The organism is Pseudomonas sp. Pseusp9 (genome assembly GCF_059491265.1).
In genome coordinates this window covers 3,599,193-3,619,970 of the sequence record NZ_CP168500.1, presented here as the reverse complement: position 1 = coordinate 3,619,970, position 20,778 = coordinate 3,599,193, and the positions used below count along the sequence as shown (strand labels likewise).

Genomic DNA, 20,778 nt, shown 5'->3' with positions numbered 1-20,778 from the left:
GATTCAATGATTCGGGCCTTTTTATTTATGGATGTACGTTTAGCCATCAGTTTTCCAATGGGATCAGTACTTTCTCGTCCGGCGACAGCACCATGAACACCAACAGTCTGGCAGGCTTGGTGGCGCTGGCATTTTTCGAGACCAGGTGTTCCGAGCCGGCAGGCTCGTACCAATACTGACCTGCCTTGTAGGTGACCGCTTTTTCACCCTTTACCTGGGAAGTGATTGCTCCTGAAAGAACGTAGGCCATGGCTGTGCCCTCGTGCTTGTGAGCGATGGACGACTGGCCGGGCTTGTAGTCGACTTCGATCATCAAGGCTTTTTTGCCCGGGACATTTTTCAACATCTGGTCCTGCAGCACCGTGACCTTTTCCGAGGGGTCGTGGGCAAATGCCGAAGCGGAAGCGGTCAGGGTCAGGGCAACAAGGGAAGCGGCACAGAAGCGCAAAACATTCATGTTCATTACCTGCGTTGGATGAGTTGTCAGGGACAAATCTAGTCCGCTGCGGGTGACAAACAAACAGCCAATATTCGGGAAGGCCAGGGGACCAATGAATGTAGGAGCGAGCTCGCTCGCGATGGATTCAGAAATGCCGCGTTCTATCAGTCAGCACGCGTTATCGTTGACGACCATCGCGAGCGAGCTCGCTCCTACAGGGGAAGGGGTATTCAGCGGGGGACCAATGTAGGAGCGAGCCTGCTCGCGATGGATTCAGAAACACCGCGTTTCATCTGCAAGCACGCGTTATCGTTGACGACCATCGCGAGCGGGCTCGCTCCTACAGGGGGGCTTAGCGGATTGGAAAGCTGTTGAAGTCGACGGCGCTGGCCAATTGGCAATCGATCAAGTCGATGAAGCCCTGAGCCCGAGGATTGTTGAAATGCGATTGCATGGCCGCTTCCGACTGCCAGTGGGCGCTGACCGTCCAGCGATTGCTGTCCTCGGGGCAGCGGTCGACCATATAGGACTCGCACCCCGGCAGTTCGCGCAGGGTTTCGACGATCTTTTGCAGTTGCCTGCCCAGTTCGTCCGAGCGGCCGGCGACAGCCTGCACCTCTACGGTATTGATCGCTTTGTTGAACATTGCTCACACTCCTGAATCAGGCCGGACGTATCCTGCTCATTGAGGGATAACACCTGAGCAGGATAGGCCTGCACCCCGGGACCACCAATAGCCAATCGCCGGATAAAGCCGCAGACCAATCTGTCAGGCAACCTGTTGCAAAATGTCCCGCAAACGATCCAGGGCGATGTCGATGTCCAGGGTTTCTATGGCGCCGAAACCGAGGAAAAACCCGGCCTGGGGGGCTTGCTGATAGAAAAAGCTGTCGATGGCATAGAGCCCGACTTCGACTTTTTTCGCCAGATCGATCACCAATGGAATATCGATCGGCACTTTGCACATCACCACCATGTGAAAACCGGCCATGGTCGGTACCGCTTCAAACCATGGCGATAGATCACCGGCCATGCGTGCCAGAATCCGATCGCGTCGACCGGCGTAGATCGTGTGGCAACGCCGGATGTGCTTGAGCAGGCAGCCTTCGGCGATGAACTTGGCCAGCGCCCATTGGGGCAGGGTGGAGGTGTGCAGGTCAGTGAGCTGCTTGGCGCGCACCACCGCATCGAGAATGGCCGGCGGCAGGATCGCGTAGCCCAGGCGCAGCTCCGGCAGCAGGGTTTTCGAGAAGGTCCCGACGTAGGCGACAATCCCGCGCTCATCCATGCTTTGCAGCGAGTCAGTCGGACGGCCTTCGTAGCGGAATTCGCTGTCGTAGTCGTCCTCGATGATGATCGCACCCAGTTCATGGGCCCTGGCCAGCAGCGCAACGCGGCGCTCCTGGCTCATCGGCATGCCCAGCGGGAATTGGTGGGAAGGGGTGACGTAAATCAGCCGTGTCCCGAGGGGAATCCTGTCCACCTGGATGCCCTCGGCGTCCACCGGCACTCCGATCACCGTGGCACCGTGGGTGCCGAACAACAGGCGTGCCGGCGGATAACCGGGATCCTCCATGGCGACGATGCTGCCCGGCCGGGTCAGCACCCGGGAAATCAGGTCCAGGGCCTGCTGTGCGCCGTTGCACACCACCACGTCTTCGTCCTCGCAGTTGACCCCGCGAGAGAAGGCGATATGCCGGGCGATGGCATTGCGCAGGGCCGGCAAACCCTCCGGCAGGCTGTAGAAGCCTTTGGACGCGGCGATCTGGCGCAAGGCGTGGGAAGTGCAGCGCCGCCAGTCGTCCTGGGGGAATTGGCCCTTGCTGGTGGCGCCACCAATAAAGTCGTAGCGCAGCGAGCCTTCCAGTGTCGGGTGACGCAGGAACACCGGCAGGTTGCGCCAGGATTCGATCACTTCGTAACCGGCCAGCTCCGAGGGGTTCTGCTTGCGCTCGACTTTCGACACCCGCGCGTTGACGTAGGTGCCTTTGCCGATCACGCCGGTGAGGAAGTTTTCGTAGGTCAGTTGGGCGTAGGTATCGGAAATGGTCTTGCGCGAAATGCCCAGCTGTTCGGCCAGCAAGCGGCTCGGTGGAAGTTGCGTCCCTGCTGCCAGACGACCGGATTCAATGGCGCTGCGCAGTTGGTTGTACAACTGGCCCGCCAGATCCTTGCGGCCGTTGATGACAACATGTAGTTCCATACCGGCAAGGCTCCTTGGGTGAACGAGGCAAAGACTGTGCGCCAGATTACCCGCATGAGCTGCAGCGCAGAAGTTGCGTGGCGCAAAAACCGCCAATTGGCGTGCTTTTCGCTGGTCCACGGATTTTTCGCCGAATTGGATCTGTAACCTTGCTGTGCCAACCCCTACCTTGGACAAACCTGTCCGATCCATGAGGCCGCGCCATGACCCCCCGTCTGGATTACTACAGCGCTTCCCCCAAAGCGATGAAAGCCATGATCGCCATGGAGGCCCTGACCAGCAGTTTGAGTATCGAACCGGCGCTGCTGCACCTGATCAAGATCCGCGCTTCGCAGCTCAACGGCTGCGCGTTCTGCACCGACATGCACTCGGTGGATGCACGGCGCCTGGGCGAAAGCGACCGGCGTCTGTATTCCATTGTGGTCTGGCGCGACAGCAATTTTTTCAATCCCCGGGAAAGAGCCGCGCTGGCCTGGACCGAGGCGGTCACCTTGCTCTCGGAAAGCCGCGTGCCGGACGATGTCTACGCCCAGGCCCGAGAGCAGTTCAGTGAAAGCGAAATGGTCGATTTGACCATCGCCGTCACCACCATCAACAGCTGGAATCGCCTGGCGGTGAGCTTTCGGCAAACACCCAGCGCCTGAGTCCCTGTCACAGCAGTTTCACGAACGATCCGCAGGATAGAGCGGTCATTGTCAGATCGACAGGGAGTCCTCGATGTCATTCATGGAAACCAGCACCCACCAGGAGGCTGCCAAGTATCGTGCAGTCGTTGATAAAACCACATCCTGGCGTCAGTTGGCAGCGGCTATCGACCCTGAACTGGCGCAGTGTTTCATCGTCAGCGCCCGTTGCGGTTGCTTCATGCAGGCTGCCCGCAGTCTCAATATCAAGGCCACGCGCCTGCGCAGGCAACTGGTGCTGCTGGAGACACAGCTGCAGTGCTCACTGTTCAATCATTCAGACAATGGTTTCAGCCTCAGTCGCGATGGCTTGCGCTTGCACGCACAAATGATCGCCCTGGCCCATGAGCGGAATTTGCCGGTGATCGAACAGCCGTTGATTCGGCTGGCCGTGGCGGATTCGATTCTGCATGACATTCTCGGACGTGATCTGGTGGCACTGCTGCGGCGCAATGCCAGCGTGCGGCTGGACATCATCACGCTCGACAGCGAATTGTCGTTGCAAGCGGTCAGCGCCGACGTGGTGGTATGGCTGGGCGAGAGCGGATCGCCGTTACCGGGGCCGAGCTTTGCCACCACTGAACCACGGCTTCTGGCGCGACTGGATTACCTGCCGCACGTTGCCAAGCGCTACTCGCGGGTTACTTCCAGGCCGGAATGCCTGGATGACCTGGCCGATTTTCTCCTGGTGCAATGGCGGCAGGACTGCCAGGTTGAAAGCTTCCGGCCATGGAATGCACTGGTCGACCAGCGCCTGGCTGGAGCGGTGCAGCTGCAATCCTACGAGTTGATGCTGGAGATGATCCGTTGCAGTGCCTGCATCGGCCTGCTGCCGCACTACATGAGCCATTTCGACCGCGGCCTGATTGCCTTGCCGGGCTTGTTTGGCCAGCCGATGCAGCGTCAGGTGTGGATGGCGCTCAACGCCCATTCCGAGGGCGACGCGCAGGTACGGATGCTCGTCGAGTTGATTGAAAACACCTTCAGCGAGCGCCGGGAGTGGTTCGACAGCTGAGCGCGATCCCACATCGGTTCTCGCCACAGCCGAAGGTATCGTTATAGAGTGAACGGCCATGTCTGCTTCAAGGATGATCCACCCATGCCAGCCACTGAACCTGTCATCACGCTCGAACGTTTCAACGAGTCCCATATCGAAGGCATCACGGCGCTGTACAACGACCCGCAGATCGCCCGGCAGACCCTGCAAATGCCGTTTCAGTCCAGCGAACTCTGGCGCAGCCGCCTGGCGCTGGATAACGAACGCCTGGTGAAACTGGTGGCCCTGCATCAAGGCACGGTCATCGGCAACATCGGCCTGGAGCAGTTCTCGCGCATTCGTCGCAGCCATGCCGGCAGTTTCGGCATGGGCGTTTCGGTGGAGTGGCAGGGCAAGGGCGTGGGCTCGAAGCTGCTCGCGACGGCGCTGGATATCGCCGACAACTGGATGAATCTGCAGCGCATCGAGCTTTCGGTGTATGCCGACAACGAAGCGGCCATTGCGCTGTATCGCAAGTTCGGCTTCGAAACCGAAGGCCTGTTGCGTGATTACGCCGTACGCGACGGCGTGCTGGTGGACACCTTGAGCATGGCGCGCCTGCGTCGCCCGCCCAAGGCCGGGTGAGTCACTCGCCCAGGGCGAACGCCACCGCCGCCTGCGCATGCAGTCCGGTGGTGTCGAGCAAGGGCAGGGGGCTGTGTTCGGGCTTGATCAGCATGCCGATCTCCGTGCAACCAAGGATGATCGCCTGGGCGCCACGCTGCTCCAGCGCCGCGATGACCTGTTGATACACCCGGCGTGAAGCTTCGCTGATGACGCCGACGCACAATTCGTCGTAGATGATCCGGTGCACGGCCTGGCGTTCTTCGGCCTGCGGCACCAGTACGGTCAAGCCCCGGGCCGCGAGGCGTTCCTTGAGGAAGTCCTGCTCCATGGTGAACGCGGTGCCCAGCAAGCCTACCTTCAACGCGTCGGCCTCGACCGCGGCCTGAGCGGCCGGATCGGCGATGTGCAGGAAGGGGATGTCGATGGCGGCCTGAATCTGCCCGGCAACCTTGTGCATGGTGTTGGTGCATAACACCACGCAATCGGCTCCGCCTGCCTGCAAGCGCTGCGCGGCATCCACCAGGATCAGCGCTGCATCGTCCCAGCGACCGGCGTGCTGGGCCTGTTCGACAGGGCCGAAGTCGACGCTGTACATGAGCAATTTCGCTGAACGCAACGGCCCGAGGCGGTCACGAACCTGCTGGTTGATCAGACGGTAATATTCGGCGCTGGATTCCCAGCTCATGCCGCCGATTAGGCCGATGGTGCGCATGCTGTGCTCCTGTTCAGGGCTGACGGGTGACTACAGTGCCCGCGAACAGGCCATTGCGTAAACCCCCGACATACCTCCTGGCTGTTAGTCGCACACCGGCATCACGCATCTGCCATGCTGAATGTCCGTAGTACCGCTGCAATCAAAGGAACACGGCAATGGATGACGTACAGCAACTGGGCGAAATGCTTCGCCACTATGCAGAAAGCGAAGCCCACAAGAAACAAGTGTTTGAGTCGCAGTCGGCCGAATGGGCGACACGCATCGGTGACCTGTTCGATCAGATCCAGCAGTGGCTGGAGCCGGTGCAGGCGCCCAACCTGCTGGCGCTGAGCCGTGAAGCCTATGTCGCCTCGGGACCGAGCATTCCCGTCGAGACATCGACATTCAAGACCGAGAAGCTGTCCATCGTGATTGTTGGCAAACCGGTGGAGTTCGTACCGGATGTGATGGGGGCCGGCGGGCAGATCTCGGTGGCCGTGATGGGCTTTACGGCTGCGCGATATGGCAGTGTTTCGCTGGTGTGCCTGCCACCGTTCAATGCCTGGCAATGGCGCAAGACCAACGGTTTGAAAGATCCGGACACCTTTGTCTTCGATGGGGATTTCCTCGCGCAGCAGTTGCAGAGTCTGATTCCTCGGGAGCGCGGATAACCCAACCCCCGTGGGAACGAGTTTGCTCGCGATAGCTGTCAGTCAACATGGATGTTGAAGATCAGTCGCTCATCGCGAGCAAGCTCGCTCCTACAGGAATCTCCCGTCACTTCAACGCCGGGTCCCCCATGTTCATTCTCTTCCAGCCCTGCAACAGCACTTGCGCCTTGGGCTCCTGGCCGCTGTCGAGGTAATACTGGATCAGCGACAGCCGTGCGTTGCGGTTGGCCGGTTGTTCTTTCAACAACCGCTCCAGTTCTGCGCACGCTTGGTCAATCTTGCCGCTGTCATGCAGGGCCACCGCCAGTACGTAGCCGAACTGTCCGCTCTGTGGTTCCAATTGCGCGGCCTTGCGCAGGTATGGCATGGCTTGCGCGGCCTGGCCCGCACGAATCAATGCCAGGCCCTGGGTGTGTTGCAGCAGGCCTGAGTCGGGATGGTCCTTGAGGCTTTGCCCCAGCAGGGCATGGCCTTCCTGACTGCGTCCGTTGGCCTCCAGCCATTGCACCAGGGTGACCAGCGCCGGGAGAAAATCCGGATCGCGTTGCAGGGCTGTGCGCAGCAATCCTTCGACTTCGGCATTGCGACCACTGGCCTGATACAGCATCGCCAGATTGAGGTTGGCTTCGGCGCGTTCGAGCAGGTTTTTCTGTACGGTCTCGTATTCGCCGATGGCGGCATTCCAGCTGTCCTGGGCCGTACCCAGGCCGTTGCGCGCCACGCTGAGCAGGTCCCGGGCGGCGGCAATGCGCACGGCTCTCACAGGGTCGCTCAACAACGGCGTCAGCAGCGGTGCGCGTTCCGGTGGCGGCAGGAATGCGCTGAGCGCACGTATGGCGCTCTCACGTACTTGCGGCGCCGCGTTTTTCAGGTCCCTGGTGGCCAGTTTCAACGCCTGTTCGCTCGGATACAGCGACAATTCGCCGAGCAGCGTCGCGCGCTGGATCGCCGGCAGATTGCTGCGTTGCAGTTGCTCGAACAGCGCCTGCGCCGCACCGGCTTGACCGGTACGAATCAGCCACAGGCTTTCGTCGTAGCGAGGGGCTTGAACGGCGCTGGCGTTGGCGGTGTTCCACAGCTTGAACTGCTCGGTGACCTTGTCACCCGTCTTGCCCTGATGGCAGGTCAGGCAGGCGTCGGGCGTGCCGAGTTTTTTCGCCCGCTCGGGGTTGGGAATGCTGAAGCTGTGGTCATGCCGAAAGTCGTTGCCCATGTAGAACTTGCCGGGCATGTGGCAATCCACGCATTGCGAACCCGGTTGGCCCATGGTGTGACGGGTGTGTTCGATGGAATCGTAGTTTTTCGCTTGCAGACCCTTGCCGTCGACGCCTTCCACCGCCGTCTTGCCGGCGGTGTTGTGGCATTGCAGGCAGACGCCGTTGCCGGGTGCCTTCAATTGAGTGCTATGGGGATTGTGGCAGTTGCTGCAGCGCACACCCTTGTCGAACATTTTGCTCTGGGCGAAGGAACCGTGTTCGAACACTTCGTCCTTGATCTTGCCGTCCAGTGCGTACAGCTCACGGGTCAGGGTGCTTGGCAGGTAATCATCCATCAGGCGCTTGCCGACCGTGAACCCGTCCCCCAGCGGTGCACGGCGCGAGTGGCAGCGGGCGCAGGTTTCGATTTCGACGGTGGCGTTCTTGTCCTTGAGGTCGACGGCAAATCCGGCATGGATCAGATCGCCTTTCTTCGCCGTCCACTCCAGATGGTTGGAGGCCGGGCCGTGGCAGGCCTGGCAGCCGACACCGAGGCTGTTCCACCGGCTGTCGAAGGTGTTTTTCGCCGCGTCGAAATTGCGCTTGTAACCGGTGGTGTGGCACTCGACACACATGAAATTGGCATTCTGGCTCGGTTTGCTCCAGTGCAGCGGGTCCTTGAAGGTCACGCCCTGGCCCGGATAGAGGTGAAACCAGCGCTGCTTCTCGGTATCCCAGGCCACGCCCAGGGCTTGCAGGCGACCGTCGCCCACCTCGATCAGGTATTGCTGCAAGGGGGCGATGCCAAAGGTGTAGGCGACTTTGAAATCCGCGTTTTTGCCATCGATGCCGGGGGTGTTGACCCAGAACCCGTCGTCCTTGCGCGAGAAACGGGTGGTTTCGTTTTCCGCCTTGAAGGTGACGTTGTTGAAGTCGCCCAGCAGGGTTTCGGCGTTGGCCTCCTGCATCGCCAATTGGTGATGGGAGCCTTGCCAGTCCTTGACCTGCGCACTGTGGCAGCCCTGACACTGTTGCTCGTCGACCATTGTCGCCGGCACCACGGCAACCGGTTGGGGTTGTGGTTTGGCGGGTTGAACGGCGGGTGCAGTCGCTGGCGCGTAGGCCACGGGGGCTGGCTTGCTGCCGAGCAAGAACCAGCCGATGCCCACGACCGCCAGCAGCAGGATGCCGATGGTGACGGGGAACAGATAACGGTTGATCAGGGTCGGTTGCGAATCAGGGTTTGGGCTTGCAGCTTTATTTTTATGGTTCGGCATTGCGACTTCCATGGTCCATGTGCGATTGCCTTGCGGTGCGCGTTGAAGCTCGATGCAGCTTTGCCGGATGGCTGGTGTGTGTCAAATGGCATTGCTTTGGGCTGATGGCCCCATCGCGTTCTCCTGTGGGAGCGAGCCTGCTCGCGATGGCATCAACTCATTCACCGCCAAACCACCGGAAGTACGGATTCCCGCCATCCCCGCGCATCACCTCACGCATGTCCCTGGCCCAGGCATCCCGGTCGCCATCATAGGCATGCAGGCTCGCCTGGTAGAACTGCATCAGGCGTTGCTGGTGCGTGTTCATCCGTTCGATGAACCCGGCGTCGGCATTCACCAGCGGCGGGGCGATGTGCAGGTCCAGCAGCGCCGGCAGCACGCGGGTGATCTCCCTGGCCCGCACCCAGGGTGCGTATTCGATGCGCGGTTGATCGTCGGTCACCGGTTGTGCGTCCGCGGCGAAGCGTTCCAGGCCGTTGCGATCGGTTACCCAGGTCGCGAGCAGTGCGGCGGCCGAGCCAATGCCGACATCCTGCAAGGTGCTGCGAACCGTGTCCTGCTGGAAGCGTTGGCTGATTTTCGCCGCATCCAGTTCGATCGGCTCGAGTGAGCCCACCAGCAGCATCTCGTGGAACTCGCTGGTCCACACGCTGGCGTAGGGGAAGGCATCGAGGAAACTGCGCACCAGCGAGCGCGAATCGTCGATGTTCTGTGTGGGCAGTGGCAGCCACTGGGCGACCAGGCCCTGTTTCTGCAAACGACTGGCCGCCAATTGGTAGAAGTCCCGGGAATACAGGTTGACCACGCCGGCTGCGGAGGGCGGCGGTGGTTCGAGGGTGATCAGGTCATAGCGTTGCGGGTTGCGCAGCAGTTCCTGGCGACCGTCGCGCAGGCGCACGTCCACGCCGGGATCCGTGGCGGCATTGAAGTTGCCCTTGAACAGCGGCGCGGCCTTGACCACCGAAGGCAGCAGTTCGGCGACCACGCGATGTTCGAGGCCGGGATAACGGGTCAGGGCGCCGGCCGTGATGCCGGTGCCAAAACCGATCACCAGCGCCGAGCGCGGCTCACCGTTGTGTATCAGCAGCGGCAGGAGCGCTTGAATCCGCATGTAACGCAGCGAAGGCATGGCGTCGCCGGTATTCGATACGCCCTGAATGTACAAGCGTTGGAATGCCTTCTGCCCCTTGCCTTGGGTGACCACGGCGACGGTGCCGCCGCGCCCCTCCTCGTAGAAGGCCAGGGTGCCGTTGCGCGCGCCGGGCAGCAGGCTGGCCAGTTTGCCCACCGGCGTCAGCAGCGCCACGGCCACCGACAGCAGACCGACCGCGATGACGCCTTGACGGCGTCCTTTCTTGACCCCATGGCCCTTGCGCACGGCCAAATAGCCAATCCCGGCAGCGATGATCGCCAGCAGCCCCAACGTACGCACCAGCCCCAGCAGCGGGATGAGCACGAAGCCGCAGAGCATCACGCCAATGATCCCGCCCAGGGTATTGAACGCCACGACTTCACCGACATTGCGCCCCACATGGTCACGACCGACGCACAAGCGCAGGGCCACGGGGAACGCCGCGCCAAGCAGTACGGTCGGCACAAACACGATGCTCAATGCCGCCACCGCGAAGCGTGCACTCATGCCGAGCAACTCACTGGCACCCAGCGACAACACCCACGCTTCGACCACGCTTTGGGCCAATACCAGCCAGCGCCCGAGCAAGGCGATTTCCAGCAGTGCGATCAAACCGGCGCTGGCAATCAGCAGACCGAATACACCCCAGGGATCGCGCAGGCGATCGACCCGGCGGGCGAGCAGGGCGCTGCCGAGAAACAGCCCGGTGAGATAGGTCGCCAGCACCACGGCGAAGGCATAGGTGCGGGTGCTCATGAACTGCACGATCGATTGCGACCAGACCACTTCGTAACCGAGGGCCACGCCACCGGCAATCGAATACAGCCACAACGCCAGGCGATCCGGCGCTTTGTCGGCGTGGTGCTTGAGCGGCGCATCGCCCGCAGGCGAACGACGGCGCTGGAACCACAGGGCGCCAGCGGCGGCCAGCAGGTTGAGCATGGCGGCGGCCAGGGCACTGCCGCGTACACCGAAAGTGGCAATCAGCACGAACCCGGCGAGCAGGGTGCCGGCGATGGCCCCGGCAGTGTTCGCGGCGTACAGCTGTCCTCCGGCCTTGCCCAGGTGTTGCGGGGCAGAAGCCAGGGAGCGAACCAGCACGGGTAAGGTGCCGCCCATCAGCAACGCCGGAATGCCGACCAGAGTGAATGGCAACACCCAGGCCAGCAGGCCGATCTGCTGTTCCAGCCAGGCAAACGGGCTGGCCGCCAGGCTCATGGCGAAAGTCGCGCCAACCCCCAGCAACGCGACCGCTACTTCCAGCCCGGCGTACAGCAGCACCGGCTGCTGCAAGCGGTCCGCCCAACGACCGAAAAGCAGTCCACCCAGGGCCAGCCCGGCAAAAAAAGCGCTGATGCCGGTCGTGATGGCGTACACCTCGACGCCCACTACCAGAGACAGCTGCTTGATCCACAGCACCTGGTACACCAGCGCCGCGGCACCGGAGACGAACAGCAACAGGGCGGGGATCAACAGCGCAGGGGAGGTGGCGTGGTGGACAGGTATGGCCGACGACTTGCTGGCGACACGTGAGGTCATTGCGGGTTGCCTTGTTCCGGTTCGAAAAAACCTGTGACCTTGTCGGCCCCTTCGCGAGCAGGCTCGCTCCTACATCTGGAATGCGAGCCCCTGTAGGAGCGAGCCTGCTCGCGAATAAAGCCGACGCAGTCACAAGTCAAAAACAGGGCCGCTCGCCGCTGAGGGCGAGCGGCGGTCGAGCAGCCTTACTTGGCGTTTTTCATTTTTTCCTCGATTTTCTTGTCAACATCCTCGCGGATCTGGTCGATGCTGAAGCTCGCCGGGCGTTGGCTTGGCGGGTAGTCGACAAAGGTCTGCAGGAACGCTGCAGCTTTCATGGTTCCCTGGAATAGCAGATAGTCGTTCTTCGCCAGCCAGTCATAGTATTGGTCAGACACGGTATCGGCACGTTCGTAGGGGTCCATGCGCAAGTTGAAAAGCTTGGGCACACGCAGGCAGGTAAACGGTTCGCTCCAGACCTTGAAGCCGCCCGGTGCACGTTGCTCGCAGAAGACGAACTTCCAGTCGTTGTAACGCATGCTCACCAGCGCACCGTCATCGTTGAAATAGTAGAACTCGGTACGAGCACTCTTGTCGGTCTTGCCGGTCAGGTAATCGAGCTGGTTGTAACCGTCCAGATGCACCTTGAAGTTTTTCCCGCCGACATCGGCACCCTTGAGCAGGCGGTCCTTGATATCGGCATCGCCAACCGCGGCCAGCAACGTCGGGAACCAGTCCAGTCCGGAAAACATTTGATTGGACACTTCTCCCGGCTTGATCTTCCCGGGCCAGCGGACAATCGCCGGAACCCGGTAAGCGCCTTCCCAGTTGGAGTTCTTCTCATTGCGGAACGGGGTGGTCGCCGCATCCGGCCAAGACCATTGGTTCGGGCCGTTGTCGGTGGTGTAGACGACGATGGTGTTGTCGGTGATCTTCAGGTCATCCAGCGTCTTCAACAGCTTGCCCACGTCGCCATCATGCTCGAGCATGCCGTCGGCATACTCGTTGCCAGGCATGCCGCTTTGACCTTGCATGGATTCACGCACATGGGTGAAGGCATGCATGCGGGTAGTGTTCATCCAGACGAAGAACGGTTTGTCCGCCTTGGCCTGTTTCTCGATGAACGCCTGGGCGGCTGCCGTGGTTTCGTCGTCAATGGTTTCCATGCGCTTTTTGTTCAGCGCGCCGGTGTCTTCGATCTTGCCATCGGCAAAGCTGTGGATCACACCCCGGGGAGTGGCCGCCTTGAGGAATGCGGGATCATCTTTCGGCCAGTACGGGCGCTCGGGTTCTTCTTCGGCATTGAGGTGGTACAGGTTGCCGAAGAACTCGTCAAAGCCATGGTTGGTGGGCAGGTACTCGTCCTTGTCCCCCAAGTGGTTCTTGCCAAACTGCCCCGTTGCATAGCCATGAGCCTTGAGCGCCTGGGCAATGGTCACATCCCGTGGCTGCAAACCGACCGGCGCGCCCGGCACACCCACCTTGGAAAGGCCGGTGCGCAGTGCGGACTGCCCGGTAATGAATGTCGAGCGACCCGCGGTGCAGCTGTTCTCCGCGTAGTAGTCGGTGAACATCATGCCTTCTTTGGCAATCCGGTCGATATTCGGGGTCTTGTAGCCGACCACGCCCATGGAATAGGCGCTGATATTGGTCTGGCCGATGTCGTCACCGAAGATAACGAGGATGTTGGGTTTATCGGCGGCCCCGGCAGTTGCCGAGAACGCCATCACCGAAGCCGCCAGCAATGCCGCCTTCGGTAACCATTTGCGTATGCCAGTCATATGACTTGCTCCTTTTGCTCGCTTGCGTCGCGTGCTGCGACAATCGTTCGTTGCTGTCCTGCCTAACGCTTTTTACTGCACTTGCTCGGTGGTGGCGGCATCGAAGGGATAGATCCGGCGCCACTCGGCAGCCATGTCCACGACGGTCCAGCCACGTTTGCCTGCTTCATCCAGGGCCTTGTCCAGACGGCCGATCTGCGACTGGCGGTCATAGGCCCATTCGCGTTTGGCGTCGGTGTGATGCACCAGCCCCATGAATCGTTTGCCCGACCCTGCGGCTGTCCACTGCAGCATTTGCAGGTCGCCGTCAGAGTTGCCGAAGGCCAGAATCGGCCGACGTCCGATCACGGTTTCAATGCTGACCGGCTTGCCCGGCCCGTCATCGTTGTGCGCCAGTTTTGGCGTGCGGACGATCGACGCCTTGCCATCCTTGTATTCAAAGGTGGTGACAAACGTCGTGCCGATGACCTGCTCGGGCGGAATGCCGTAGACCTTCTCGGCAAACGCCCGCATGAACCCGGTTTCACCACCGGAAACGATGTAGGTCTTGAAGTCCTGGCTGCGCAGGTAGTCGAGCATTTCCAGCATCGGCTGGAAGATCATTTCGGTGTAGGGCTTGCCGGTTTTCGGATGGCGAGCCTGGGCCAGCCAGGTCCTGGCGTAGTCGTCGAAGGTTTCGCTGGTCATGCCGGTATGGGTGGCGGCGAAAATCTTCATGATGCCGTCCATGCCGGTGGCGGCCAGTGCCTTGTGATCGTTTTCCAGCACGGCCTGGAACGGTTGGGTGGTTTTCCATTCCGGATGCTGCGCCTGGTTGCGCTTGACCTCATCGAGGGAGAACAGCAATTCGAAGTACATCGGCTGCTCGCTCCACAGGGTGCCGTCGTTATCGAACACGGCGATGCGCTCCTCGGGTTTGACGAAGTCCTTGCTGCCTTGATCGGTCACGGCCTGGACGAACTCGATGATGCTCTTTTTCGACGGACCCTCGTTCCACGATGGCAGCGGTGAGGCGGCCTGGACCAACAGCGGCAGGCTCAGGACCAGTGCCAGCAAGAGCTTTAACCCCGCGTGCTGGCGAATCGATATTGGGCTTGTCATGGGAAATCCTTCTCGTGAACGGGGTTCAAGGGCCGCAGCGTGGGAGCGACTGATTCTCTGTTGTGTTCGACCTGACTATGCAGCGTAGTCAAGGATTGCTTGAGTTGTAGCAATGCCTGATCTCTGGTTGGCTCACGGCCGTAACAGGCGCGTAACAGTGCTTGCAGACGCGGGCCGAGGCCGGTCAGTTGCAGGCCTTTGCGACTGCGCCGGGTCCACAGGTACAGGGCACTCAACTGCGGTGGCTGGCCGTCGAGCTGGGGAGGGATCTGCTGCCAGGCATGGTCGGCCGATTGCCGCCAGGCGGCGCGTATTGCCTGGCGTCGGGCCTGCCAGCTCATGCAGGCACGGTGAACGTACGGGCGGGCAAACCACACCAGCAGCGCCGCGCCCAGTAACAGGGCCACCAGGCCAATCCCGTACCGCGAGAGGTGCAGGCGGCTTTGCTGGCCGAGTTTTTTCAGGTCTTCGCTGATCGAAAATACCGGCTGATAAGTACTGTTGGCAGCAGCGTCGAAATCCACGGCGGGCACTTGAGCGGTACGTGTCTGTTGGCTGCCGGCGTCCCACCACTTCAGCTCGATAGCCGGCAGGGTGTGATGGCCCTGCGTGTCGATGCGGTAGGTGACCGTGTCGATGCGCTGGCCACCGGTAAAGTGGCCGCGACCATCGTCCAGGGTGCTGACCTGCGGGTTTTTCAGGTAGCGGCTCAGGCCGCTGACCTCACCCAGTGCAGGCGTTGGCAACGACATGGCCAGGGCGCCGTCGGCTTGCAGGGTCAGTTGGCGGGTGAGGCTGTCGCCGACTTTCAGCGGTGTCGCAGAATTGATGACTTTCTGGGTCAAACGCAGTCCCTGCGCGACCAGTACCGGCTCACCGGGCTGGAACCCCGGCGGTTGAGTCACGACAAAATGTAGCGGCAGGCTTTGCGCGCTGAGTTCGCTGCTGGCTTGGCCGGGCGTGGCGCGAACGGTCAGGGCCGGGATGTCGAAAGCCTTCGCTGCATTCGGGGTGATGAGATAGCTGTAGCGCATGCCGCTGAAGGATTTGCCGTCGAGGGTCTGGTTCAGGTGTTCGGCATGGCCGTCCGGTGGCATCACCAGCGCGCCCGACAATTTGAGGTCGGGCAGGGTGGGGGCGCTGGTGAACCAGGTGTCGGTAAGGACATCGAGCTGCAGCTCGACAAGGCTGCCGACCATGACCTGACCGGTGGGTTGCAGGGTGACCTGGACTCGCAGCTCGGGTTCGGCGGCGAGGGTGCAAGTGCTGATCAGGCAAATGAGCAAGGAACACAGAGTTGTGGTGAATGATCTGACGCTTTCGCGAGCAGGCTCGCTCCCACAGGGGGCTTGCGGCACCCATAGATCCAATGTGGGAGCGAGCCTGCTCGCGAAGGCCGCGACCCGGTTTGTCAGGCTGATCATGGCTTGGCCTCTGCCTGATCCTGCAAACTGAATTTCTGTTTGAGGAATTTCGCTGGCGATGTGCTCAGGTTCTGTAGCCACTGTTCATCCGATGCCGCCTGTTCGGTCTGCAGCGCTTTGCTCTGGCCTTTGCCCGGCGCCTTGTCCATCTTGATTTCGTCGGGTTTGGTTTGCGGGGCGTTCTGTTCGGCGCTTTCGGTGTCTTTCTGCAAGGCGATGGCCAGGGCCAGGTTGGCTGTGGCTTCAGGGAACTGCGGTTTCAGCTTCAGCGCCTGGGTGTAGGCGGCGATGGCCTGGTCGAACTTGAAGCGGCGTACGTAAATGTTGCCCAGATAGAAATACGCCTCGGGCGTTTGCAGCCTCGCAAAGCTGGCCAGCGCCAAGTCGAAATCGGCAGCGTTGTAGGCGGCGATGCCTTTCCAGTAAGGGTCGACGAAGTGCGCGGCGGCCTGCGGGTAGTGCTCATGCTCGAAGGCCCAGCGACCTTGCTGGTCCGGGGTAAAGAAGGCATCGGTCAGTGCGTTCGCTTGTGCGGGTGCCGGTTGCAAACCAAGGCCTGCGGCGAGCAGCAAACCGCCCATCCAGTTCAGGCTCCAGCCCTTGCGCACGCTGAAGAACGCGAGCAACAACAGCGGCCAGCACAGCCAGTAGCCAGCGTCTTTCCAGTGCAATTCGCGCTGTTCGAAGCTGGCCGTCTGGAAGTGCTGTTGAGCGTGCAGTTCGACCCAGTCGAGGTCATCGTCATTGAGCGTCAGGCTGCCCAGGGGCGCATCCAGCGTTGACCCAAGCTGCTTGAGCGCAGCCGAATCAAAACTGCCCAGTGCCGGACGGCCGTTGCTGTCCGTGCGTGGCTGGCCGCTGGCATCGTGGATGATGCCGCCATCCTCGCTGCCCACCGCCAGGATCAGCACTTGCAAATTGCTGTCGGCCAGTCGCCGGTCCAGGCCGGCGAGTGTCGTGGTATCGGCACCGTCGGTGATCAGCAACAGGCTGCCGGGGGACTTTTCAGCGGCAAGCATGCGTTTGGCCTGATCGATGACCGCCGCGACGTTTTTCCCGGGTTTGCCGATCAAGTCGGTGCCCAGGGCCTGGATGAACGTATCGAGCAACGCCGGGTCGTCGGTGGGCGGCAATACCAGATGGGCACTGCCGGCGTAGGCAATCAACCCATTGCGCGCACCGCTGCGGCGCTGGATCAGGTCATGCAATTTGTGTTTGGCCGCTTCCAGGCGACTGGGCTGGACATCCGTGGCATCCATCGAAGGCGACAAATCAACGGCAATGATCAGTGGTGCGCGGTTTTCCAGAAAGTCCGGTCGATCCTGTTCCCAGGTCGGCCCGGCGGCGGCCAGTGCGCCAAGCAGCAATAACACACAAACCAGATGCACCGGGCGTAGCCAGTGCGGGTCTTGCGGGGTCACCAGCAGGTGCGGCAACAAGTGCCCGGCGATATTGCTGCGCAACCGCCGTTGCAGGTCGCGGCTGCGGCGCCAGATCAATGGCAGCAGGGCGGCGAAGGGCAGTAGCAACAGCCAGAGCGGGCGCAGGAAATGAAAGTCGCTGAGGTTGATCTCCATCTCAAGCCTCCTGCCGCTGACGTGTGAGGGACAGGCGAGGGCGCAGCAGGGCACACAAGTGGTAGAACGCAAGTACCGCTATCGCTGCGCCCAGCGGCCACCAGAACAGGTCCCGTTTGGGCTGATGGCTGAGGGTGTTCACTTGATGCGGGGTGAGTGTATCGAGGGTGTTGTAGACCTGATCCAGTGCAGTGCGGTCTTCGGCACGGAAGAATTTGCCGCCAGTGGTCTCGGCGATCTGTTGCAGGCTTTGCAGATTGACCCTGGCTTCGCCGGAGGCATCCGGATCGCCAATGCCGATGGTGTGAATCACCACGCCCTTGGCCGCCGCCATGGCCGCCGCGTGATCCGGTGTGATTGCGCTGCTGGTGTCGTTGCCGTCGGTGAGCAGGATCACCACTTTCTCTTGTTCGTGAGCCTGGTCGAGCAGCTTCAGGCTCAAGCCGATGGCATCGCCAATGGCCGTGTTGGGCCCGGCCATGCCAATGCCGGTGTCGTCCAGCAACAGCGCCAGACTGGCATGATCGAGCGTCAACGGCGCCTGCGGATAGGCGCCGCTGCCGAACACGATCAGGCCCAGGCGATCTTCCTTGCGCTTGTCGATAAAGCCGTGGACCACCTCCTTGACTGCCGCCAGGCGATTGATTTTCTGGCCGCTGGCGTCGGTGAAATCGGTGGTTTCCATGGACTGGGACAGGTCAATGGCCAGCAACAGGTCACGCACCGGTTGCTGGCGTTCAATGGGTTTTTCCACGTACACCGGTCGCGCAGCCGCCAGCAGCAACAGCGCCCAGACCAACAGGTTCAGCCACAACTGCCAATGGTTGCTGCTGGCACCGGCCTGGCTCGGTGCCTGACCGACTGCGCGGCTCATGGCCGTGAAAAACGGTACGCGCACCGCGCTGCGAGCCTCGCGGTAGTCGGGCAGGTAGCGATAACCGAGCCATGGCAACGGCAACAGCAGGAGCAGCCAGGGGTAATCAAACTGCCACATGGTGATGCTCCACCCAGTGTTTGCAGGTCTCGAACAGGTGCTGGCGTTGTTCGATTGGCAAGGCTTGCAGCGTTTCGTCCGGGGCGTAGGCCAGCAGTGCCAGCTGTGCGCTGAAGTCGGCGGGCAGGGGATGGGTACTGTGCCGCTGCAAAAAGGCCTGCCAATCGCCTTTACCTAACGCAGCGGGACCCTGTGGGAGCGAGCCTGCTCGCGAAAGCGTCCGGTCAGTCGACATCGAAATTGAATGTAAGGCCCCCTTCGCGAGCAGGCTCGCTCCCACAGGCATCGAGAGGGCGACTCGCTTCAGGAGCTCCGGCAGTTCGCGCAGCGCATTCAGGTCACCGCTGCGCTGCTGCAACTGCGCCAGCCTTGCCAGCGCTTCGCGACGGTAGCGATCACGCCGCCACTGCCAATAGCGTCGGGCGGCGACGATCAACGCCGTCATCACCAGCAAACCGAGCAGCAACCACCAGCCCCAGGTCTGCGGTGCATAACTGACAGGCGCCGGCAGCGCCATCTCCTTGAGCTGTTCGATGCTCGGGATGTTCGGGTTCATCGCTGCGTTCCCGCCCGCTTGCCTAACTCGGCCCGCAGTTGTTCATGGGCTTGCGTGGCGGTGCTGAACATCATCAACGGCACCTGACTGCGGCGCAGCAACGTGGCAACGTCCTTGAGCCGACCGCTGAGAAAATCGCCCAATGGCTGGTGCACCTGACGACGCTCCACGGCCAGCTCCACCTGCAACTGGCCCTGGGTGACCAGTAGCCGGCCATTTTTCGGCAGGTTCAGCGCCAGGGGGTCGTAGACCTGCATGGCGATCACGTCATTGTGTGCCGCCAACTGCCGCATCAACTGCAAGGTGCGCTCCCCGGCGCCGGCGAAGTCGCTGATGATGCAGATCAGGTGATCGTGCCCCGCCAGAGCCAGGCAACGCTGCAAGACCTTGTCGAGCTGGTCTTCGCCTTCGGCGTCGGGGCTGGCTGCGTTCAGTTCCCGGTTCTGCTCGACGATGCGGCTGCACAGCGCCTCGATCCGTTTGCGGCTGCGCAACGGGGCAATGCTGTCGATCCGCTGGTCGTTGAACACCAGCCCGCCCACCCGGTCACCGGCGTTGAACACCATCCACGCCGCGAGAGCGCCGAGTTCGGCGGCGACCGCGGATTTGAAGCTGCGTTGTGAGCCGAAGAACATCGACATGCGCTGGTCCACGAGTATCAGGGCCGGGCGGTCGCGCTCTTCGGTGAAGGTGCGCACCACCGGTTTTCCGGTGCGCAGGGAGGCACGCCAATCAAGGTGGCGCAAATCGTCCCCTGGCTGGTAGCGCCGCAGTTCGTCGAAGTTCAAGCCACGACCCCGCAGACGCGACGCATGGTTGCCGGCGAGGATGCTGCCCTGGGGCTGACGCGCGAGAAAACTCAGGTCGCGGGCCTTGAATTCCAGGGCCATCAACTGCGCCAGGGAGACATAGACCAGACCGTCATCGCTCTTCATGAACATCAGGCGGGAATCGCCACTTTATCGAGCAGGCGATCGAGCACCTGATCGGCCGTCACGCCGTCGGCCACCGCGTCATAGCTCAATTGCAGACGATGGCGCAGCACGGGATGGACCACGGCCCGCACGTTGTCCGGCGACACGAAGTCCTGGCCCTGCAACCAGGCATCGGCCCGCGCGCACCGGTCCAGGCCGATGCCACCCCGTGGGCTGGCCCCCAGGGCGATCCAGCGACCGAGGTCGGCGTCGTAGTCGGCCGGGTGGCGCGTGGCGTTGATCAGGTCGATCAGGTAGCGGTCGATAGCTGGAGAGACATGCACGGCGCTGACTTCACGGCGCGCGGCGAAGATCACGTCCTGGGCCAATGCAAAGCCTGGAACGGCCAAGGTGTTGACGCCGAGCGCCTGTTCCTCTTCGCGCAACAGGCGCAGTACCTGACTTTCGTTGTCTGCACTCGGGTAGTCCAGCAGCACCTTCATCAGGAAGCGGTCCATCTGCGCTTCCGGCAGCGGGTAAGTGCCTTCCTGCTCGATGGGGTTCTGGGTCGCGACCACGATAAACAGCGGCGGCAGCGCGTGGCTGTTGCCGGCCACGGTGATCTGCCGTTCCTCCATGGCTTCGAGCAGCGCTGCCTGGACCTTGGCCGGGGCGCGGTTGATTTCGTCGGCCAGAATCAGGTTGCCGAACAGCGGCCCGGGCTGGAAGCGGATTTCATTTTTGCCCTCGACCTGGTGCAGCACCTCGGCGCCGGTGATGTCCGACGGCAGCAGGTCCGGGGTGAACTGGATACGGCTCATTTTTGCGTCCAGATGCCGGGACAGCGCCTTGACCGTGCGAGTCTTGGCCAGGCCCGGCAAGCTCTCCAGCAGCAGATGCCCGTTGGCCAGCAGGCCGAGGAGAATTTGCCGGATCACCTGGTCCTGGCCAAGCACCGCTTCGGCGATGCTGGCTTGCAGGGCATTGAGGTCACTGAGTGCGGTCATGGGATACC

At 61.7% G+C, this 20,778-nt stretch carries 18 protein-coding genes; 4 read left to right on the top strand and 14 right to left on the bottom strand.

Annotated features, from left to right (window positions below; translation table 11 throughout):
* Positions 1-46: 46 nt before the first annotated feature.
* The 3 genes from ACEN8E_RS16155 to pdxR form a co-directional block, all read right to left on the bottom strand.
* Positions 47-457, bottom strand: coding sequence for a cupin domain-containing protein (locus tag ACEN8E_RS16155; protein ID WP_495588954.1), 411 nt, complete (start codon positions 455-457; stop codon positions 47-49).
* 334 nt (positions 458-791) lie between these two features.
* Positions 792-1,085, bottom strand: a complete 294-nt coding sequence (locus ACEN8E_RS16150) for a putative quinol monooxygenase (protein ID WP_495588953.1) — start codon at positions 1,083-1,085, stop codon at positions 792-794.
* A 123-nt stretch (positions 1,086-1,208) separates the two neighbouring features.
* On the bottom strand, positions 1,209-2,642 hold the full coding sequence (pdxR, locus tag ACEN8E_RS16145; RefSeq protein WP_495588952.1) for a MocR-like pyridoxine biosynthesis transcription factor PdxR: 1,434 nt from the start codon (positions 2,640-2,642) through the stop codon (positions 1,209-1,211).
* A 203-nt stretch (positions 2,643-2,845) separates the two neighbouring features.
* Here pdxR and ACEN8E_RS16140 point away from each other — a divergent pair, with 203 nt between their 5' ends.
* The 3 genes from ACEN8E_RS16140 to ACEN8E_RS16130 all read left to right on the top strand — a co-directional run bounded on the left by ACEN8E_RS16140 (position 2,846) and on the right by ACEN8E_RS16130 (position 4,946).
* Positions 2,846-3,286: a carboxymuconolactone decarboxylase family protein gene (locus ACEN8E_RS16140; RefSeq protein ID WP_495588951.1), complete on the top strand. Its 441-nt coding sequence runs from the start codon at positions 2,846-2,848 to the stop codon at positions 3,284-3,286.
* A 73-nt stretch (positions 3,287-3,359) separates the two neighbouring features.
* Positions 3,360-4,340 (top strand): LysR substrate-binding domain-containing protein, encoded by a 981-nt coding sequence (locus ACEN8E_RS16135; RefSeq protein ID WP_495588950.1) that lies wholly within the window; start codon positions 3,360-3,362, stop codon positions 4,338-4,340.
* An 84-nt stretch (positions 4,341-4,424) separates the two neighbouring features.
* Positions 4,425-4,946 (top strand): GNAT family N-acetyltransferase, encoded by a 522-nt coding sequence (locus ACEN8E_RS16130; protein WP_495588949.1) that lies wholly within the window; start codon positions 4,425-4,427, stop codon positions 4,944-4,946.
* 1 nt (position 4,947) lies between these two features.
* Here the strand turns inward: ACEN8E_RS16130 and ACEN8E_RS16125 are convergent, their stop codons facing one another.
* Positions 4,948-5,640, bottom strand: coding sequence for an aspartate/glutamate racemase family protein (locus ACEN8E_RS16125; RefSeq protein WP_495588948.1), 693 nt, complete (start codon positions 5,638-5,640; stop codon positions 4,948-4,950).
* A gap of 158 nt (positions 5,641-5,798) precedes the next feature.
* On the opposite strand from ACEN8E_RS16125, the gene ACEN8E_RS16120 reads away from it, so the two are divergent.
* Positions 5,799-6,293 (top strand): hypothetical protein, encoded by a 495-nt coding sequence (locus tag ACEN8E_RS16120; protein ID WP_495588947.1) that lies wholly within the window; start codon positions 5,799-5,801, stop codon positions 6,291-6,293.
* Positions 6,294-6,399: 106 nt separating this feature from the next.
* Here ACEN8E_RS16120 and ACEN8E_RS16115 read toward each other — a convergent pair whose 3' ends face one another.
* The 10 genes from ACEN8E_RS16115 to ACEN8E_RS16070 form a co-directional block, all read right to left on the bottom strand.
* Complete coding sequence (locus tag ACEN8E_RS16115; RefSeq protein WP_495588946.1) at positions 6,400-8,766, bottom strand: tetratricopeptide repeat protein; 2,367 nt, start codon at positions 8,764-8,766, stop codon at positions 6,400-6,402.
* A gap of 157 nt (positions 8,767-8,923) precedes the next feature.
* Complete coding sequence (locus ACEN8E_RS16110) at positions 8,924-11,437, bottom strand: fused MFS/spermidine synthase (protein ID WP_495588945.1); 2,514 nt, start codon at positions 11,435-11,437, stop codon at positions 8,924-8,926.
* A gap of 185 nt (positions 11,438-11,622) precedes the next feature.
* On the bottom strand, positions 11,623-13,197 hold the full coding sequence (locus ACEN8E_RS16105) for an arylsulfatase (protein ID WP_495588944.1): 1,575 nt from the start codon (positions 13,195-13,197) through the stop codon (positions 11,623-11,625).
* A gap of 72 nt (positions 13,198-13,269) precedes the next feature.
* The gene (locus tag ACEN8E_RS16100) at positions 13,270-14,298 is read right to left on the bottom strand and encodes an HAD family hydrolase (protein ID WP_495588943.1); all 1,029 of its coding nucleotides are present in this window, start codon (positions 14,296-14,298) and stop codon (positions 13,270-13,272) included.
* Positions 14,295-15,722, bottom strand: a complete 1,428-nt coding sequence (locus ACEN8E_RS16095) for a BatD family protein (RefSeq protein ID WP_495588942.1) — start codon at positions 15,720-15,722, stop codon at positions 14,295-14,297. The genes ACEN8E_RS16100 and ACEN8E_RS16095 overlap by 4 nt, the downstream gene beginning before the upstream one ends.
* Positions 15,719-17,299, bottom strand: a complete 1,581-nt coding sequence (locus ACEN8E_RS16090; protein ID WP_495588941.1) for a VWA domain-containing protein — start codon at positions 17,297-17,299, stop codon at positions 15,719-15,721. The genes ACEN8E_RS16095 and ACEN8E_RS16090 overlap by 4 nt, the downstream gene beginning before the upstream one ends.
* Before the next feature lies 1 nt (position 17,300).
* Entirely contained in the window at positions 17,301-18,293 is a 993-nt protein-coding gene (locus ACEN8E_RS16085) for a vWA domain-containing protein (RefSeq protein ID WP_495588940.1), read from the bottom strand.
* Entirely contained in the window at positions 18,280-18,849 is a 570-nt protein-coding gene (locus tag ACEN8E_RS16080; RefSeq protein ID WP_495588939.1) for a DUF4381 domain-containing protein, read from the bottom strand. Before ACEN8E_RS16080 ends, ACEN8E_RS16085 begins: the two co-directional genes overlap by 14 nt.
* Positions 18,846-19,790, bottom strand: coding sequence for a DUF58 domain-containing protein (locus tag ACEN8E_RS16075; protein ID WP_495588938.1), 945 nt, complete (start codon positions 19,788-19,790; stop codon positions 18,846-18,848). The genes ACEN8E_RS16080 and ACEN8E_RS16075 overlap by 4 nt, the downstream gene beginning before the upstream one ends.
* Positions 19,790-20,770, bottom strand: coding sequence for an AAA family ATPase (locus tag ACEN8E_RS16070; RefSeq protein WP_495588937.1), 981 nt, complete (start codon positions 20,768-20,770; stop codon positions 19,790-19,792). The genes ACEN8E_RS16075 and ACEN8E_RS16070 overlap by 1 nt, the downstream gene beginning before the upstream one ends.
* Between the last annotated feature and the right edge of the window lie 8 nt (positions 20,771-20,778).

Coding starts and splice junctions, on each gene's coding strand:
- ACEN8E_RS16075 (WP_495588938.1), bottom strand. CDS start 19,790: ATGTTCATGAAGAGCGATGACGGTCTGGTCTATGTCTCCCTGGCGCAG.
- ACEN8E_RS16140 (WP_495588951.1), top strand. CDS start 2,846: ATGACCCCCCGTCTGGATTACTACAGCGCTTCCCCCAAAGCGATGAAA.
- ACEN8E_RS16085 (WP_495588940.1), bottom strand. CDS start 18,293: ATGTGGCAGTTTGATTACCCCTGGCTGCTCCTGCTGTTGCCGTTGCCA.
- ACEN8E_RS16080 (WP_495588939.1), bottom strand. CDS start 18,849: ATGAACCCGAACATCCCGAGCATCGAACAGCTCAAGGAGATGGCGCTG.
- pdxR (WP_495588952.1), bottom strand. CDS start 2,642: ATGGAACTACATGTTGTCATCAACGGCCGCAAGGATCTGGCGGGCCAG.
- ACEN8E_RS16130 (WP_495588949.1), top strand. CDS start 4,425: ATGCCAGCCACTGAACCTGTCATCACGCTCGAACGTTTCAACGAGTCC.
- ACEN8E_RS16110 (WP_495588945.1), bottom strand. CDS start 11,437: ATGACCTCACGTGTCGCCAGCAAGTCGTCGGCCATACCTGTCCACCAC.
- ACEN8E_RS16095 (WP_495588942.1), bottom strand. CDS start 15,722: ATGATCAGCCTGACAAACCGGGTCGCGGCCTTCGCGAGCAGGCTCGCT.
- ACEN8E_RS16100 (WP_495588943.1), bottom strand. CDS start 14,298: ATGACAAGCCCAATATCGATTCGCCAGCACGCGGGGTTAAAGCTCTTG.
- ACEN8E_RS16120 (WP_495588947.1), top strand. CDS start 5,799: ATGGATGACGTACAGCAACTGGGCGAAATGCTTCGCCACTATGCAGAA.
- ACEN8E_RS16070 (WP_495588937.1), bottom strand. CDS start 20,770: ATGACCGCACTCAGTGACCTCAATGCCCTGCAAGCCAGCATCGCCGAA.
- ACEN8E_RS16150 (WP_495588953.1), bottom strand. CDS start 1,085: ATGTTCAACAAAGCGATCAATACCGTAGAGGTGCAGGCTGTCGCCGGC.
- ACEN8E_RS16125 (WP_495588948.1), bottom strand. CDS start 5,640: ATGCGCACCATCGGCCTAATCGGCGGCATGAGCTGGGAATCCAGCGCC.
- ACEN8E_RS16090 (WP_495588941.1), bottom strand. CDS start 17,299: ATGGAGATCAACCTCAGCGACTTTCATTTCCTGCGCCCGCTCTGGCTG.
- ACEN8E_RS16155 (WP_495588954.1), bottom strand. CDS start 457: ATGAATGTTTTGCGCTTCTGTGCCGCTTCCCTTGTTGCCCTGACCCTG.
- ACEN8E_RS16115 (WP_495588946.1), bottom strand. CDS start 8,766: ATGCCGAACCATAAAAATAAAGCTGCAAGCCCAAACCCTGATTCGCAA.
- ACEN8E_RS16135 (WP_495588950.1), top strand. CDS start 3,360: ATGTCATTCATGGAAACCAGCACCCACCAGGAGGCTGCCAAGTATCGT.
- ACEN8E_RS16105 (WP_495588944.1), bottom strand. CDS start 13,197: ATGACTGGCATACGCAAATGGTTACCGAAGGCGGCATTGCTGGCGGCT.